The sequence below is a fragment of the Pseudomonas sp. SJZ078 genome (assembly GCF_007828255.1).
Classification (GTDB): Bacteria; Pseudomonadota; Gammaproteobacteria; order Pseudomonadales; family Pseudomonadaceae; genus Aquipseudomonas.
On the sequence record NZ_VIUG01000001.1, the window covers coordinates 367,128 to 382,035 of the forward strand.

At 61.3% G+C, this 14,908-nt stretch carries 13 protein-coding genes; 8 read left to right on the forward strand and 5 right to left on the reverse strand.

The window, feature by feature from the left end:
• Nucleotides 1-37: 37 nt before the first annotated feature.
• Nucleotides 38-1,393 carry an amidase family protein gene (locus FBY02_RS01590; RefSeq protein WP_144922472.1) on the forward strand — a complete coding sequence of 452 codons (1,356 nt, stop codon included), beginning with the start codon at nt 38-40 and terminating at the stop codon, nt 1,391-1,393.
• Here the strand turns inward: FBY02_RS01590 and FBY02_RS01595 are convergent.
• Nucleotides 1,383-2,324 carry a LysR substrate-binding domain-containing protein gene (locus tag FBY02_RS01595; protein WP_144922475.1) on the reverse strand — a complete coding sequence of 314 codons (942 nt, stop codon included), beginning with the start codon at nt 2,322-2,324 and terminating at the stop codon, nt 1,383-1,385. The genes FBY02_RS01590 and FBY02_RS01595 overlap by 11 nt on opposite strands.
• 86 nt (nt 2,325-2,410) lie before the next feature.
• The gene (locus FBY02_RS01600; RefSeq protein WP_144922478.1) at nt 2,411-3,025 is read right to left on the reverse strand and encodes a DUF1989 domain-containing protein; all 615 of its coding nucleotides are present in this window, start codon (nt 3,023-3,025) and stop codon (nt 2,411-2,413) included.
• Nucleotides 3,026-3,137: 112 nt separating this feature from the next.
• Between FBY02_RS01600 and FBY02_RS01605 the strand changes: the two genes are divergently transcribed.
• A complete protein-coding gene (locus FBY02_RS01605; RefSeq protein ID WP_144922482.1) occupies nt 3,138-4,007 on the forward strand; it encodes a LysR substrate-binding domain-containing protein in 870 nt (289 codons plus the stop codon).
• A 4-nt stretch (nt 4,008-4,011) separates the two neighbouring features.
• On the opposite strand, the gene FBY02_RS01610 is transcribed toward FBY02_RS01605, so the two are convergent.
• Complete coding sequence (locus tag FBY02_RS01610) at nt 4,012-5,460, reverse strand: APC family permease (protein WP_144922485.1); 1,449 nt, start codon at nt 5,458-5,460, stop codon at nt 4,012-4,014.
• A gap of 223 nt (nt 5,461-5,683) precedes the next feature.
• Nucleotides 5,684-6,646 carry a helix-turn-helix domain-containing protein gene (locus tag FBY02_RS01615; RefSeq protein WP_144922488.1) on the reverse strand — a complete coding sequence of 321 codons (963 nt, stop codon included), beginning with the start codon at nt 6,644-6,646 and terminating at the stop codon, nt 5,684-5,686.
• A gap of 207 nt (nt 6,647-6,853) precedes the next feature.
• Here FBY02_RS01615 and FBY02_RS01620 point away from each other — a divergent pair, with 207 nt between their 5' ends.
• The 3 genes from FBY02_RS01620 to FBY02_RS01630 all read left to right on the forward strand — a co-directional run bounded on the left by FBY02_RS01620 (nt 6,854) and on the right by FBY02_RS01630 (nt 10,399).
• The gene (locus FBY02_RS01620) at nt 6,854-8,230 is read left to right on the forward strand and encodes an aspartate aminotransferase family protein (protein WP_144922491.1); all 1,377 of its coding nucleotides are present in this window, start codon (nt 6,854-6,856) and stop codon (nt 8,228-8,230) included.
• A gap of 43 nt (nt 8,231-8,273) precedes the next feature.
• Nucleotides 8,274-9,728, forward strand: coding sequence for an aldehyde dehydrogenase (locus FBY02_RS01625; protein ID WP_144922493.1), 1,455 nt, complete (start codon nt 8,274-8,276; stop codon nt 9,726-9,728).
• 107 nt (nt 9,729-9,835) lie between these two features.
• A complete protein-coding gene (locus FBY02_RS01630; RefSeq protein WP_144922495.1) occupies nt 9,836-10,399 on the forward strand; it encodes a cytochrome b in 564 nt (187 codons plus the stop codon).
• 157 nt (nt 10,400-10,556) lie between these two features.
• Here the strand turns inward: FBY02_RS01630 and FBY02_RS01635 are convergent, their stop codons facing one another.
• Nucleotides 10,557-11,894, reverse strand: a complete 1,338-nt coding sequence (locus tag FBY02_RS01635) for a hypothetical protein (RefSeq protein WP_144922497.1) — start codon at nt 11,892-11,894, stop codon at nt 10,557-10,559.
• A 235-nt stretch (nt 11,895-12,129) separates the two neighbouring features.
• Between FBY02_RS01635 and FBY02_RS01640 the strand changes: the two genes are divergently transcribed.
• From FBY02_RS01640 to FBY02_RS01650, 3 genes are all read left to right on the forward strand, one after another.
• Nucleotides 12,130-12,522 (forward strand): DUF6152 family protein, encoded by a 393-nt coding sequence (locus FBY02_RS01640; RefSeq protein WP_144922499.1) that lies wholly within the window; start codon nt 12,130-12,132, stop codon nt 12,520-12,522.
• A 64-nt stretch (nt 12,523-12,586) separates the two neighbouring features.
• Nucleotides 12,587-13,354 carry a hypothetical protein gene (locus FBY02_RS01645; protein ID WP_144922501.1) on the forward strand — a complete coding sequence of 256 codons (768 nt, stop codon included), beginning with the start codon at nt 12,587-12,589 and terminating at the stop codon, nt 13,352-13,354.
• A gap of 37 nt (nt 13,355-13,391) precedes the next feature.
• Complete coding sequence (locus FBY02_RS01650) at nt 13,392-14,900, forward strand: alpha/beta hydrolase domain-containing protein (protein ID WP_144922503.1); 1,509 nt, start codon at nt 13,392-13,394, stop codon at nt 14,898-14,900.
• Nucleotides 14,901-14,908 lie beyond the last annotated feature (8 nt).

Here is a 14,908-nt window from a genome sequence, read left to right on the forward strand (position 1 = left end):
CGTCCGGCACCGTCGCCTAACCGACAAGGAAGAAAACATGATCACGATGCTGCAAACCGCCGAGCGATTGAAGCAGGGCCTGACGACACCGGATGAGTTGGTCGCCTGCGCGTTGGTCGCGGCGAGAAAAACGGAGCATGTGTTTATCGCCTTGCTGGAGCAACGCGCCCTCGACGCCGCCAGGGCATCGACCCGGCGCTGGCAACAAGGCACTCCGCTGAGCGCCTTCGACGGCATTCCCTACGCGATCAAAGACCTGTTGGACGTTGCCGGCAGCCGGACGACCGCCGGCTCCATCACCCGGGTCGACGCCGAAATCGCCGTGGAGGATGCAGCAGTCATCGCCACCCTCACCGCGCAGGGCATGATCCCGCTGGGAAAAACCAACCTCGCGGAGTTCGCGTATTCCGGCCTGGGCCTGAACCCGCATTTCGGGACGCCTACCTCAAACGTCGTGGTCGATGAAGTCCGTCTGCCCGGCGGTTCCTCTTCCGGCTCGGCCATCGCGGTTCAGCGAGGTATTGTCAGCAGCGCCATAGGCACCGACACCGCCGGTTCGATTCGCGTCCCGGCGGCGTTCAATGGTCTGGTCGGCTACAAGGCCTCGACGGGCCGCTACAGCCAACAAGGCGTGCACCCTCTTGCCGTCACGCTCGACAGCCTGGGCGCCTTCGCCCACAGCGTGGCCGACTGCGCCGCGCTGGACAGGGCGATGCGCGGGATCAACGACGGCGACTGCCCGGCTGCGAGGCTTTCGGACCTGCGCCTTGTGGTCGACGAAGGTGTGTTGTCCGACCCGGCGCTGCAGCCAGCGGTGCGGCAGAACCTTGTCGCCACGATGGCACGGCTGCGCGCCGCCGGCGCCCAGGTTGAGTATCGAGCGGTAGCCGCCGTCGCCCGTACCCGTGAACTGATCGCCCGCTCGGGCTGGTTGGGCGCGATAGAAGCCTGGCGCCTGTTGGGCCCGATCGTGGAAAGCGCGCAAGGCGCCCGGATGGACAGACGCGTGTGCGCGCGCCTGCGTGCGGCCAAGGGCATCGACTCGGCGACGGAAGCCAGGATCCGACAATCACGGGAAGAGCTGATGGCGGCCATCGAGGATGAGCTCGACGGTGCTTTGCTGGTGATGCCGACGGTCAAACATGTCGCTCCGCCCATGGCACCCCTGGAACAAGACGACGGGCTGTTCGCGGCCGTCAATCTGGAGACCTTGTCGCTCACCATGATCGGCAGCCTGCTGGACATGCCGGGCGTTGCCCTCCCATCCGGCCGGGACAGCCTCGGGCTTGCCACCTCAGTGCTGGTCTCGGCGACACGAGGTCGCGATGACCCATTGCTCAGTGCGTGCCTGGCGATAGAATCGACCCTGCTCGCGGATGGGTTCAGGTCGTGAGCAAGCGTTGATCTCCGGCCAGGTCATTGAGGGCATTGCCTCTGAATGACCTGGCCTCGTCCAGGAGCCACTCCCTGAACAACGCCAGGCTGCGCCGTGGGTGGCCATGGCCGCTCTCGACCAGATGATAGGTGAACCCCGCCAAGGCCGGACCTTCCAATCGCCGGATCCGCCCGGAACGCAGCTCATCGTCAATCAGTACATCGCTGCACAACAAGGGCCCCAGGCCTCGCTCCAGCGCATGCAAGGCCAGGGTTTCCTCGCTGTACCAGGAAATGCGCAAATCCCCGGCGGCATCGCGTTTGACGCCAGCGAGCCAGGCTGACCACGAGGGGGCTTCGAGGGCCTGGTTCTTCCATTTGAACGCCAACAGCGGTCGATTCGGAAAATCGTTGATCGTTGCGTTGCCCTCCACCGGGCAAATGTGCTCATCCGCGACCGCGATGAAACGGTCTTCGAACAGCACCGGCCCGCGCACATCGGCATCGACCGGCCCATAACGAATCGCCAGGTCGACGGTTTCAGCACGCAGATCCACGACTTTTTCCGAGGCGTGGATGGACACCACGATGTTCGGATAGATCTCATTGAATTTCGCCAGCCGCGGCATAAGCCAGCGTTCGGCGAATGCCCGCGTGGTGGATACGTGGATGGCATCGCCCTCCTTTGTCCCGCCCAACAAGGTGAACGCCTGGGCAATCTGGTCGAAGCCCTCGCGCAGCAATGGATAGATCGCCTTCCCGGCGGGCGTGAGGGTCACCATTCGACCTCTTTCCAGGAGCTTTTGCCCCAGGCCTTCCTCCAACTGGCGCACTTGATGGCTGACCGCCGCGACCGTCACCGAGAGCTCGTTCGCCGCGGCGGAAAAACTCTGGTGCCGTGCGACAGCCTCGAACGCTCGCACGGAATTCAGAGGGGGTATTTTGCGCATGGTTTTCTCCGGGCACCCGTCGGGGTGCTTGCGAGGTATTCGGTGTCCTGCCGGCAAGCCACCGCTGCCGGCAGGTCTGCGGTGCGTCAGAGGACGCAGTAATGCACGTCCTGGGGCCGCATGCCGTTTACGGCGGTAACGTCCTGGGGGCAGGCGGACAGGACCACAATAGCGTCCATTTCCGCTTTGAGGCAGACATATTGCCCTGGTGTGCTGACAGGCTCGGCAAACTCGATGCGTCCATCTTCGTGCACCGGAACGTTCATGAACAGGTTCAAGGGACTTGGCGTGTCAGGCGCCACCAGGCCGAGGGCCTCCAGGGCCAGGAAGAGATTTTCGTTGCAACTGGCGTGATGACCGACGACGCCCAGTTGAACGTAGCGGGTCGGGTCACAGGCCGCGACCAGGGTGTCATGGATGCCCGGCGTCGTGTCCTCGATCAGCGTCAGGATCCCGCGGCGCTTATTGGTCAGCAGGCTGTCCCCTTCACGAGGGTTGAGTTTCAACCAGAAAGGACGGCTGTGCTCCATCGACATGGCTTCTCGCAGGTCGTCCGGGTTGAAGGCCCAGGTGTCCACGACCTGTTTGCCATGGGTGTTGATCACCTTGAGGGTCTGCCCCTGGTTCAACCGGAGCGCTACACCGTGCCGGGCCGGCAATAGAACCCGCTCACCGGGGGTCATCGAAGTCATCGTGTTCATGTCGCGGTTTCCTCTGCGCTGATGGGCTTGCGAACAAGGAAAACACAAGAGAAAACCGCAAACCAATAATATAAAGTGGCCTTGGTATAAGTTGAATCTATAGGTAAACCCTATGCGAATCCGTCAGCTCGAGTGTTTCAGAACCTTGATGATTCACGGCACGATGACCCGCGCTGCGGAACTCCTGAATATTTCCCAGCCGGCGATCAGCAGCACCATTGCCAACCTTGAGCATGAAACCGGCCTCAAGCTGTTCGTGCGTAAAGGCGGCCGCCTGCAACCCACTCCCGAGGCGCGGTTGTTCTTCGTCGAGACGGAGCGTGCGTTAGAGGCCGTGGAGAAGACCCAGCGCATCGCCAAGGAAATCCGCACGGGTAAACGCGGCCACCTGGCAATCGCTGCCTATGCCAGCATCTCGATCAGTCTGCTGCCACGCCTGATGGCCGAATTCGCCAGGGAGCGCCCGGGCCTGGAATTGAAGATCATCACCCGCAATTCCCAATCCGTTCGTGAGCTGATCACGACGCAGCAATTCGACCTGGCCATTGCCGAGCTGCCCCTCGACTACCCAATGTCCCGCATGGAGGTGATTGCCTATGAATGCCAGTGCATGATGCCTGTCGATCACCCACTGGCAGCGTTGGACGTGATAACCCCGGCGGACCTGGATGGGGAGCCGTTCATTTCGCTGTTCAAGGGCGATCCCCTCTACCAGCAACTGGCAATGGCGTTTTCGGCGTACGGGTCATTCTGGAATGTGGTGGCCGAGACAGAGTTTTTTGCGACGGCGTGCGAACTGGTCCGCTCCGGGATGGGCGTCGGCATGGTCGACCCGGTGATCAGCCATTCCTTCGCCCACGACCTGGTCCTGAAACCGTTCAAGCCCGCCATCAGGTACGAAATTGCCTTGCTGCTTCCCACCCAGGAAGAACCCTCGCAACTGGTCCTTGAGTTCGTAAGCTTCCTCAAGCAGCACCTGTGACGTCTTAGAGCTTGTGGCTCCCCAGCATCAGATACCGCTCCGGCGCCCCCTTGCGCAGCCGAGCCGCCAGCAACACACCCGCCAGCAACGCTGCGGGAATGATCGCGCAGAGGCCATAGGACAAGGTCTGGCTGGCGCCCGTCAACACATCGAAATGCAACACCGCGATGATCAGAACCGCCAACAGGACCAGGCAGGATAAAGCGGGAAAGATCCCTCCACGCCAGAGTCCCAGCTTCAGCTCGGGGTGGCAGCGGGAAAAGGCAAATACCGCGGCGGACGTGAGCGCCATCAACAGGATCACGCACAACGTGGCCAGGTTGGACAGCCAGGCGAACAACTGCAGGATCGGATCAGCGTCCATGGCGGCGAAAATCAGCACCACCACCGCAGAAATCAAGCTCTGCAAGACAGAGCCCATATGGGGACTCTGGTGGACGCGATGGGTGGTTCCCAACTGACGCGGCAACAGGCCGTCGCGTCCGATGGCGTAGAAATAACGGGCGGCGGCGTTATGAAAGGCCAGCAATCCGGCATAGATACTGACCATGAACAGCACCCGGATAATCTGGGTCAGGTGCGGACCGACAAAGTGATCGGACATGCCGTAAATGAAGGTCGTGGGGTCCTGCAAGGCCTGCAGCATCGGCACGATCTTGTCCGCGCCCACGCCCACCACCATCGACCAGACCGACAGCGCATAGAACCCGCCGATCAGCAATACCGAGCAGTAGGTGGCAATCGGGATCGTCCGTTGCGGGTCCCTGGCCTCTTCGCCATAGATAGTCGTAGCCTCGAAGCCGATGAACGCGGCGAAGCAGAACAGCAAGCCGATCGACGGCGTACCGCTGAACACATGACTGCGATCGAACGCGTCGAGATTGACGCCACTGTCACCGCCTGTGCTGAGGATGGCGAAATCCAGAGTCAGGATCGCCAGATACTCGGCAATCACAATGACCGACAACACCCGGGCCGAGAGATCGATCTTGCGATACCCCAGGATCGCGACGCTCGCCATTGCCATCAGCGAATAAGCCCACCAGGGCAGCTCCAGGCCAAACACGCTGGCCATGGTGCCGCTGACCACACCGCCGAACATGCCGTACAGCCCCACCTGGAGGATGTTATAGGCAAACATCGCCAACACCCCTGCCGCACCACCCGCCAGGCCACCCAGGCCGCGGGAAGTGAAGGCATAGAAACCACCGGCATTGGTGACATGCCGGGACATGGTGGTATAGCCCACCGAGAACATCAGCAACACCAGCAAGGCCAGGATCAGCAACGCCGGTGTACCGGCACCGTTGCCCAGCATGATGCCGATGGGAAAGCCACCGGCGATGACACTCAACGGGCTCGCCGCCGACACCACGAAGAAGATGATGAAGCCGACACCCAGGGCACCACGCTTTAGCTCCGTGGAGCTGTTGACCGGGAGAGATACACTCATGTGCTTGACCTTATTGTATGAGGCAGTCGCTGTGGGATCGATGCAGTCATCCGTACACCGGCACCGAATGGCTTATTGTTCTTGTTGCACGCCAGGTTCGATCCTATGCCTGCCCATCAATGTCGCACTAACCCAAATCGGTCATCAGACGGCTCTTTCCATGAAAACTGTGGCGAGGGGATTTATCCCCTCGCCACAAGGTTGTTGTGCAACGAATGCGCGCTCAGGCCAGGGCGCAATCGGGAATGGCTGCGCGCTTGGTGTGGGATGGTAACTCTGCGAACAGTTCCTGGTATTCCGCTGCGAAGTGGCTCAGGTGATAGAAGCCCCACTGGGCAGCGGCATCGCCAATCGAGAGCTGCGACGCGCGGGTGGACATCAAGGTGCGGCGCACGCCATTGAGCCTGACGGAACGCAGGTAGTTCAGCGGCGTCGTCTCGGCCACCGCACGGAAGCTGTTCTGCACGGTACGCCGACTCACCTGGAGTCGCTGGCACAACTCGTCCACGCTGGGCACGTTGTTCATTTCAGCGGTGGTCAAGTGGTGGCATTTCTCGACGATGAAGCTGCGGGTGGAGCTTGTGGTGCGTTGGGACTTGTCGCAGGCCGGATCGGTCATGAGCTTCAGCATTTCGCCGAGCATCGCCTGTTCCAATTCCTGTTCCCATACATTGTCGAGCTCTTCGTTCGCCAGGGCCTGGGAGAATATCGCCAGCAAACGACGACGCGCCTGTGCGAAGTGCGGCGTGGAAACCCTGATCACCGGTTGACGCAGCAGCTTGCTGATTTCCTTTGCCGAAGCCGTTTGTGCCAGCGCCTGCTCGAACAATTCCCGTTCGAAGGTGATGGACAGCAGTTCCATGCCCATCGGCATATGGAACATGAACTCTTCGCCACCATGAAGAAAGAACAGGCTGCTGTCATCCACTTCGCGCCCCTGCATCCGAATCGCGCCCGGGACGTTGATCGGCACCGCAAAGCACATCTTGCCCCGCGGGGCCACGCCGTGCTGCACGACACGCTGGTTGATCTGCTCGCGAAAGATATGGCAATGCGCGGTGGACAGCTGCATGAGCGTACTTTCGGCCGAACCGGCGGTCAGCTGGCTGTAGTCCTGGCTCCACTCCTGGACGGTAGCGGCATGGAGGTGGACGTCGCGAAAGTGGTTTATGTGGACATTTCTCATAATATGCGAAAACCTCTCAAATATTATTGTTTTTTATCCTGCCTCCATGACCGATATTCGCACAATAAAGGAATTCAGCAAAATTCCATAGCGAAATATCACCCGCCTCCTACAGCGCAATTCATCCATGTGCCGATTCGGGCTACCGGCTGGCGGCTCTCGCTGGAGATGATCGGCACATTACAACCGAGACCCAGAGAGACCGTCATGAGTGAAGCCAAACTTGAATCCCTCCACTTCGCGGATGCCCCGCGAATTATTTCCAGCACCCTGCCCGGCCCCATGACCCGCGAGGCCCTGGCGTTGTCGGCGCGTACCGAATCCATGGCCCGCGGTGGCGGACGCATGCCGGTGGCCATGGACCGGGCGTTCGGCGCGACCTTCAAGGACCCGGACGGCAACACCTACATCGACCTGTCCGCCGGCGTGGGCGTCAGCAGCGTAGGCCGGTGCCACCCGAAAGTGGTGCAGGCCATCCGTGAACAGTCCGAAGTATTGATGCACGCCCTGGAAGTCAACAGCACCCGACGCACCGAGCTTGCAGCCAAGATATCCGAGATCGCGCCCGATGGCTTGCGTGGCGATTGCACCACGTTCTTTACCCAAAGCGGCAGTGATGCGCTGGAGGCCGCGGTGAAGTTCGCCAAGCGCATCACCGGGCGGCACCAGATCATCGCCTTTCACGGAGGCTACCACGGCGTGTGGAACGCATCCGGCGCGTTGACCACAGGTACGGCCTACCGCAAGGGCTACGGCGCCATGATGGGCGGCGTCATTCACGCGCCCTACCCTTACGCCTACCGCTTCCCGTTCGACACCACCCACAAAAGCGCCGAGCAGATTGCCGGCGATTACGTGGACTATTTGCTGAATACCCCCTACACCGCCGCCGATGACGTGGCCGCCGTGATCGTCGAACCGGTGCAGGGCGAAGGCGGCTACGTGCCGCCCTCGCCTGAGTTCCTGCAACTTCTGCGCAAGGCTTGCGACCGCAGCGGCGCGTTGCTGATCGTTGATGAAGTGCAATCCGGCGCCGGGCGTACCGGCAAGATGTGGGCGGTCGAGCACTCGGGCGTCAAGCCGGACATGCTCACCTTCGGCAAGGGCATCGGCAGCGACTTGCCCATGGCGGGCCTGATCATGCGCTCGGACCTGGCGGCCGCGATTCCTGACGGCTCGGTGCCCAATACATTCGCCGCCAACTCGTTGTCCGCCGCCGTGGCGCTGACCAACATCAGCATCCTGCAGGATCCGGAACTCGATCTGCTCAACCGTGCGCACACGCTGGGGCTGGAGGCGCAGGAGCGTATCCGTGGCTTCAACAGCCCGTTCGTAGGTGAAGTGCGCGGTCGCGGCCTGATGATCGGCATCGAACTGGTGGAAGATCCGGTCACCAAGGCCCCTCTGGAAGGCGCCAGGATTGGCCAACTCATGGGCTACCTGCTGAACCATGGCGTGCTGATGATTCCCTGCGGTCGCTACAGCAACGTGATGCGTGTCATGCCTTCGCTGACGATCTCGCGCGCGCTGTTCTTCAAGGCGCTGGAGATCTTCGGTGACGCCCTGGCGTCCCTCAAGGCATGAAACGGGTCTACCTGCCCACTGCACAACATTCATGGATCCAAACATGACACAGCATCTGAATCACTTCATCGAAGGCGGCTCCTTCGAGGCCTCCGACGGCCGTCGAACCAGTCTTATCAACCCTGTGACGGAACAGGTCTACGGCAGCGCCGCGCGCGGTACGGCCGAGGACGTGAATCGTGCCGTGGCAGCCGCCCGCAAGCAGCTTGAAGGTGGCGCCTGGAGCCAGCTCGACGGCGCCCAGCGCGGCCGGCTGCTGTTGAAACTGGCTGACCTGGTGGAACGCGACACCGACTTGCTCGCCGACATGGACGCCGACGCCATCGGGCGCTCGCCCATGGAGCCGCGTCGCCTGGACATTCCCAACGTGCTCGCCAACCTGCGTGCCGCCGCCGGCTGGGCCAATCAGCTCGAAGGTCGTACCATCCCTTCCAGCGGCTACTTTGGCACCAAGACTCTCTCGTACACAGTACGCGAGCCGGTGGGCGTGGTCGGTGCCATCGTGCCTTGGAATTCACCGCTGATGATCACCGTGTGGAAACTCGCCGCGTTGCTGGCGGCGGGTTGCACCGTGGTCATCAAGCCCTCGGAAGAAACGCCGCAGTCCGCTCTGCATCTGGCGGCCCTGGCCCAGGAAGCAGGTTTCCCGGACGGTGTGATCAACGTGGTCACCGGTTACGGTGAGGAAGTCGGCCGCGCTTTGTGCCAACACCCGGATGTCGCCAAGATCAGTTTCACCGGCAGCCCCGAGGCCGGACGCGAGATCCAGCGCACCGCCGGAGTGCTGTTCAAACGCGTGGCCTTGGAGTTGGGCGGCAAGAGCCCGCAGATTGTCTTCGACGACGCGCCGTTCGACGATGCGCTGTTTGGTTGTACCCTCGGCCTGTTCGCCAACCAGGGCCAGGTCTGTGCCGCCGGTTCGCGCATCCTGGTCCAGCGCAGCCTCGCAGAGCGCTTCGCCGCGGCGCTTGCCAACGCTGCGTGTGCCATCAAGGTGGGTGACCCTCGGCAGCCCGATGTGCAGATGGGGCCGGTGGCCAAGAAAGCGCAGTTCGATCGGGTCAACCGTTACATCCAACTGGGCATCGATCAAGGCGCTACGCTGCTGGCCGGTGGTGTATCGCACCCTGAGCAGGGCTGGTTCGTGCGGCCGACGATCTTCGCCAATGCCCGCAATGACATGTCTATTGCCCGGGACGAGATTTTCGGCCCGGTCGGCACGGTGATCGCCTTCGATACTGAGGAAGAAGCTGTCGCATTGGCCAACGATTCCAGCTACGGCCTCGCGGCCACGGTATGGACGAGCAACCTGGTACGAGCCCATCGCGTCGCCGCAGCGGTGAAAGCCGGCGCCGTGGGCGTGAACTGCTGGAGCCCGCTGGATGCGAACCTGCCTTGGGGCGGCGTCAAGGACAGCGGTATCGGCCGTGAAGGTGGATTCAGCGGCGCACTGGCCTACACCGAGGAGAAGGTCATCACCGTGCTGCTGCCTGGCTGAGAACAATAGTGCACTGGGCAAACCACCCTCCAAACCCTGTTGAGGTGCCGAGGGTGGTGATTCAAAGTGCGTTCCCGATGTCTTTGACGATTGATGAGGCGACTGCGATGAACACCACAAATCAAGCGATAATTGATCGGTATCCAACGTCCCTGCTGCTGTTGCACTGGGTGCGTGCCGTGCTCGTAGCCGGTCTCCTCTGGGCAGGCTGGCACATGACCGGGATGAACGATGAAGTGGCAAGCAAGTACGAGTTCTATTATCCCTGGCACAAATCCTTCGGCGTGTTGACGTTCCTGGTGGTCCTGGTTCAGATCGCCCTGCGCTACATGACGCCTAGGTTGCCGAAGCCGCTGCACACGCTGACCGGACCAGAACAGGTGGTGTCAAACCTTGTGCAACGGGTCATATATGGTCTTCTGGTGATCGTGCCGTTGATGGGTTACTCCATGTCGAGCACCTACACGATGAGCGACGGAGTGTTCTTCTTCGGGGTCAACCTCCCGGAGCTGCTGTCGAAAAATGACGATTGGTTCGTCGTGTTCCAATGGCTGCACAAAGTCCTCGCCTACACCCTGCTCGTCCTGATCCTGCTGCACATCGCCGGCGCCCTCAAGCATCGGTTCCTCGACCGGGATCCGCAAAAAGACGTGTTGCGTCGCATGATCTGACTGGATGAGGCGCGGGCAAAGAGGTCCGCGCCTTTTTCATGCCAGGAGCCGTTACGAAACCAACGTCCCCGATGCTATATCCCGTCATACAGACAAGCGCCACGGTGAGTGGCGCTCCTGGTCAAGCGACTTGCTTCATCACTCTACGAGCGACTGCTCAGAACGTCATCCAGACGATGAATTGGAAGTAAGTGTTCGTGCCCGCGCTCCCACTTTGCAGCCCACCGTTCCCGAGCCACTTGTTGGGCTTGTAGAAACCAACCAGGGGCGACAGGGTGACGTTATCCGTCACCATCCAGTCCAGAAAAAGATCGACCTCGCGGGCGCTGTAATCCTGCTCTTGTCGATCGGAGAGTTGGTGGAAGTCGAAGGCCATCGCGTTAAGGGTCAACTTTTCGTTCGGTTTGACGGAAAGGAGCACGTCGTTGGTCTCCATGTTCGAGGTGAGCGAGCCGGCGTAATTCACTGCGACCTCACCTTGGTAGCGCTTGCGGTAGCCGCCCTGGAACAGGAAGTCCCAGCCTTCGGAATAGCGCGCATAGCGGTAGCTGACCGTCGGTTGCCACTTGACGTCGGCGAAGGTGTAGCCGGCGTCGAAGAACATTGCCCGCTGCGACCCCGAACGCTTTTCCTGTCGCGCCACCTCGAAGGCGAAATCGGCATTCTCGATTCCGGCGTTGCCCTGTCCACGGATGCTGTAGATGTCCATGCCCTTGCGCTCAAGTCGATCAGCAAAGGCATACCGCTTTTCGACATCCAGGCCGTGCACGTAAGTCGAACCGATCGAGCCAATAGGCGTCGTATAGTCGACGGTGGCAGCGGCCACTTCAGTCTTGGACTGTCCGGGGTTATCCGACTTCAACCATATCAGACTTCCGTGAAGGCCGTCTGTACCTCCCAGTTTCAAAACAGCGGTATTGCCAAAGGCCAACCGTGAGCCCAGGTAAAAAGCACCGCCGCGATCGAATCGGCCATCGGAAACACCCTCGATGGGGCTGAAGGCCTTTCCGGGGTTGAAGCCATCATCGGTAATCAGAAACCCGTCCACCGTGACGAGCTGCCGGCCGAAAGAGAAATCAACCCCATCCGGGCCCAGTGCGGGGATCATGTCACCTGATTTCCAACCCAGATAGGCGTCTTCCACGGCGGTTCTTCTTTCAGTCCCGTCGGTGATCGCTCCCGGGTCGCCGTCACCCCAAGATCCTGTACTGATCACGCTGAACCCGCCGTAGACCGAGCCGGCTTCGATCTTGTCGGTCGTGCCGCTCAGGCCGTATTTGATGAAACCTTCTTGCCAACGCATCCTGCCAGGTTCCTTCTCCGGGTCTGCGATGTAGTTCTTCTGGCTGCCGAACCAGCCAAACCCTGCCCACAGGTCGGCGTTCAACACCGTGGTGCCATCGCCTTCGTTATAGAGCTCGTAGCCATGGGCCTGCGGCTCGAACGTACAGAGTGCGACCAATGAAAGCATTGGGGCGTAGATGGGGGTGCGCATGACGTCTCTCCTGTTTTTATATTTATGAGGCGAGACGGGAGTGTTTCGGCTCGGGTTGCGCAAGCGGTAACCCAAATCAGCAAGTGTCACGGGCCGCTCGTCCTCGACGTCAGTCGCCACGGTGATGGGTAGAAACAGTTTTCGAGGCTTGAGAAGTTGCCGTTTTGGGTTACGGCCCCCGCTCCTGCCGCCCTTATGCTGGCCCCATAAGAACGCATAAGAACGAGGCCCTGTCATGACCCCCACGCCATCCTTTCCGTCATTCCGTCAGGGGCTTCGCCTGCTGACCATCGTCGCCTGCGGCGTCCTTCCCGCCGTTGCCACGGCCCATCATTCGTTCGCGATTTTCGACCAGACCAGGACGATCACGGTCAAGGGTGTCGTCGAGCGCTTTGCCTGGACCAACCCTCATATCGCGATCTACCTCGATATCCCCGGCCCGCCCCCCCAGAAAATCAAGATCGAGACCGGCAGCGTCAACGCATTGAGCCGCACGGGCTGGACGGCGGATTCGATCAAGGCCGGCGAGAACGCCGAGGTCACCTACAAGCCGCTGAAGAACGGTGATCCTGGTGGGTTGCTGGTGGAAATCAAGATCGGTGACGTCGTGCTCACGGGCGGCGGATGAGTCCGCTCGATCCCCTGCTTCATGGGTACTCGATGGCAAAAACCAACAGGGTGGAGACGATTGAATGAAACCGACACGTACCTTGAATCCGGCAATGATTTTCCTGGGCGTCGCCTGCATGACATTCGCCGGGCTGAGCATGGCGATAACGCCCAAACAAGGCGCAACCAGGGCTCCCGACATCAGCGGCACTTGGGAAAGAACCCCGGACGACTGGTTCGGCGAGAATCCGGACGATCCGGTGCATCCGGGCGGACCGATGGACCTGAAGGAGCCCTACGCCAGTCAGTACGCCGACCTGAAGAAGAAGGAAGCCGCGGCGAACGAAGCCGGCACGCCGCTGGCCACCACCAGCGCCCGATGCCTGCCGGAGGGCATGCCGGTGCTGATGGCGGCGCTCTTCCCGATCCAGATCATCTACGACGATAAGCAAGTGGTGGTCCTGGGCGAGTATCTCCAACAGGTGCGGCGGATTTTCCTGAACGAAGCGATGCCGCCGAAGGAGAAGCTGGACCCGACCTATCAAGGCCATTCGCGGGGCCACTGGGAAGGCGACACCCTTGTTGTGGAAACCTTGGGCGTGCGCACTGATGACGTGGCGTTCTACGGTGTTCCCCACAGCAAGGACATGAAGATCACCGAACGCCTGCGGCTGACCGCGCCGAATCACCTGGAAGACCAAGTGTTGATCGAAGATCCGCAGGTGCTCAACACACCTTATCGCTTCACGTTCGAATACAAGCGCTCCGACTACCGCATCCAAGAATACGTTTGTGAGAACAATCAGATCGTGATCGACAGCGAGGGCAAGACGAGCCTGCGCCGTGACTGACGCCACAACCCCTTCGACAACCCTTTGGAGTCACCGGATGGAACGACTGATGCCCTTCGACATCCTGCGGCCAACGTTGCAGGGCGCCCTTGTGTCGCTGCTCCTGCTGTCGAGCGCGTTCGCAGAGGTGCCCAGGATGCCCACCGTGGTTCCGGTGCCACCTTCAGGCAAGCCACCGCTCTCGTCGGCCAACACCCAGGGTACCGAATACAGCGACCTCAACCGGCATGGCTACGTCGAGGAGGAGTTTTACCTGCAAGGGGTGGCGCCGGCCATCACCGCCGCGGGCAAAAGCCTCTTCGAGGCGCCCTACACCACGCGCATCCTGGTCCGTAGGCCAGCGGACCCGGCGCGCTTCAATGGCACGGTGGTGATAGAGCCGTTCAGTTGGTTCGGCGAACGCGGCGCCGGCTGGATCCTGACCCGCGATTACCTGTTGCGTCGCGGTTACGCTTACGTCGGCTACACGTTGAACATCAACAAGCCGCAAGTGGACCCCAAGTTCATTTCGGAAACCCTCGCCGCCGAGGCCGAGCAGATCGCCCAATACGGACGCATCGTCAATTTCGAGTTCATGCGCCGCTTCGATTATGCACGCTATGCACCACTGGGCAGCTATTACGATCCGGAACGCTTCACCCGCGGCAACGGGCCCGATCCATTCGTGCCGCAGTCCCAGGGCATCGGCGCGCAGCTGGCGTTGCTGCTGAAGACCCATTCGGCGCAAGGCCCGTTGGCGAACCTCGACGTGCATCGGGTCTACGTCAACAGTTGGGCCGTGACGGCGCAGGTCTGGATGGACTACCTCGACCAGGGCCGGCACCAGCAATGGCGCATGCCCGACGCGGCGCCGCTGATCGACGGCTATATGACCGGCCGCATGGCCTACGGCGAGGTCGGCGGCGACGTCATCCGAGTGCCACGGCAGATGCCTGCCGGCGTGCCGTTCGTGACGGTCTATAGCCAGTCCGAACTGATGCACGACGTGCTCGAAGGCATCGATCTACCGCCCGATACCGATAGCCCGCAGTTGCGCTATTACGAAGTGACCGGCATGCCGCACCTGCGCTTGGCCGACCTCAGTACGGAGCATACCGAACACGTCGCGGCAGACATCGGCAAGGGCGACGACCCACGGTGCCAGACGCTGTACGACGAGCCGGCAGAATGGGTGGTCTCGGCACTCCTCGATGGCATGGACCAATGGGTGCGCGAGGGCAAACCGATGCCCAAGGCCCCCCGCGTGCTACGCGAGGGCAAAACTGTCGTGCGCGACCCCGCTACCGGCAACCTGCAAGGCGGCGTGCGTCCGCCGTGGGTGCAAGTGCCCAGCGCGACCTACCTCACGGATCAGGAAACCGGCTGCGGCCTGATCTACGACACCAAGGTGCCCTACACCAAGGACCGGCTCGGGCAACGCTATGGCAGCTTCGGCAACTACGAACAGCAGTTCGAGAACGCCAAGGCCATTTCGATCAAGGATGGCTATCTCCTCCCGGAAGATGCGCCTGGCCTGCGTCCGATCGCCAAACCCCAAGACTTCTAACCCACAGT

Excerpts from the sequence above, each read along its gene's own strand:
- FBY02_RS01645 (WP_144922501.1), top strand. The coding sequence starts at position 12,587 with ATGAAACCGACACGTACCTTGAATCCGGCAATGATTTTCCTGGGCGTC.
- FBY02_RS01595 (WP_144922475.1), bottom strand. The coding sequence starts at position 2,324 with ATGCGCAAAATACCCCCTCTGAATTCCGTGCGAGCGTTCGAGGCTGTC.
- FBY02_RS01610 (WP_144922485.1), bottom strand. The coding sequence starts at position 5,460 with ATGAGTGTATCTCTCCCGGTCAACAGCTCCACGGAGCTAAAGCGTGGT.
- FBY02_RS01615 (WP_144922488.1), bottom strand. The coding sequence starts at position 6,646 with ATGAGAAATGTCCACATAAACCACTTTCGCGACGTCCACCTCCATGCC.
- FBY02_RS01600 (WP_144922478.1), bottom strand. The coding sequence starts at position 3,025 with ATGAACACGATGACTTCGATGACCCCCGGTGAGCGGGTTCTATTGCCG.
- FBY02_RS01650 (WP_144922503.1), top strand. The coding sequence starts at position 13,392 with ATGGAACGACTGATGCCCTTCGACATCCTGCGGCCAACGTTGCAGGGC.
- FBY02_RS01640 (WP_144922499.1), top strand. The coding sequence starts at position 12,130 with ATGACCCCCACGCCATCCTTTCCGTCATTCCGTCAGGGGCTTCGCCTG.
- FBY02_RS01605 (WP_144922482.1), top strand. The coding sequence starts at position 3,138 with ATGCGAATCCGTCAGCTCGAGTGTTTCAGAACCTTGATGATTCACGGC.
- FBY02_RS01630 (WP_144922495.1), top strand. The coding sequence starts at position 9,836 with ATGAACACCACAAATCAAGCGATAATTGATCGGTATCCAACGTCCCTG.
- FBY02_RS01620 (WP_144922491.1), top strand. The coding sequence starts at position 6,854 with ATGAGTGAAGCCAAACTTGAATCCCTCCACTTCGCGGATGCCCCGCGA.
- FBY02_RS01635 (WP_144922497.1), bottom strand. The coding sequence starts at position 11,894 with ATGCGCACCCCCATCTACGCCCCAATGCTTTCATTGGTCGCACTCTGT.
- FBY02_RS01590 (WP_144922472.1), top strand. The coding sequence starts at position 38 with ATGATCACGATGCTGCAAACCGCCGAGCGATTGAAGCAGGGCCTGACG.
- FBY02_RS01625 (WP_144922493.1), top strand. The coding sequence starts at position 8,274 with ATGACACAGCATCTGAATCACTTCATCGAAGGCGGCTCCTTCGAGGCC.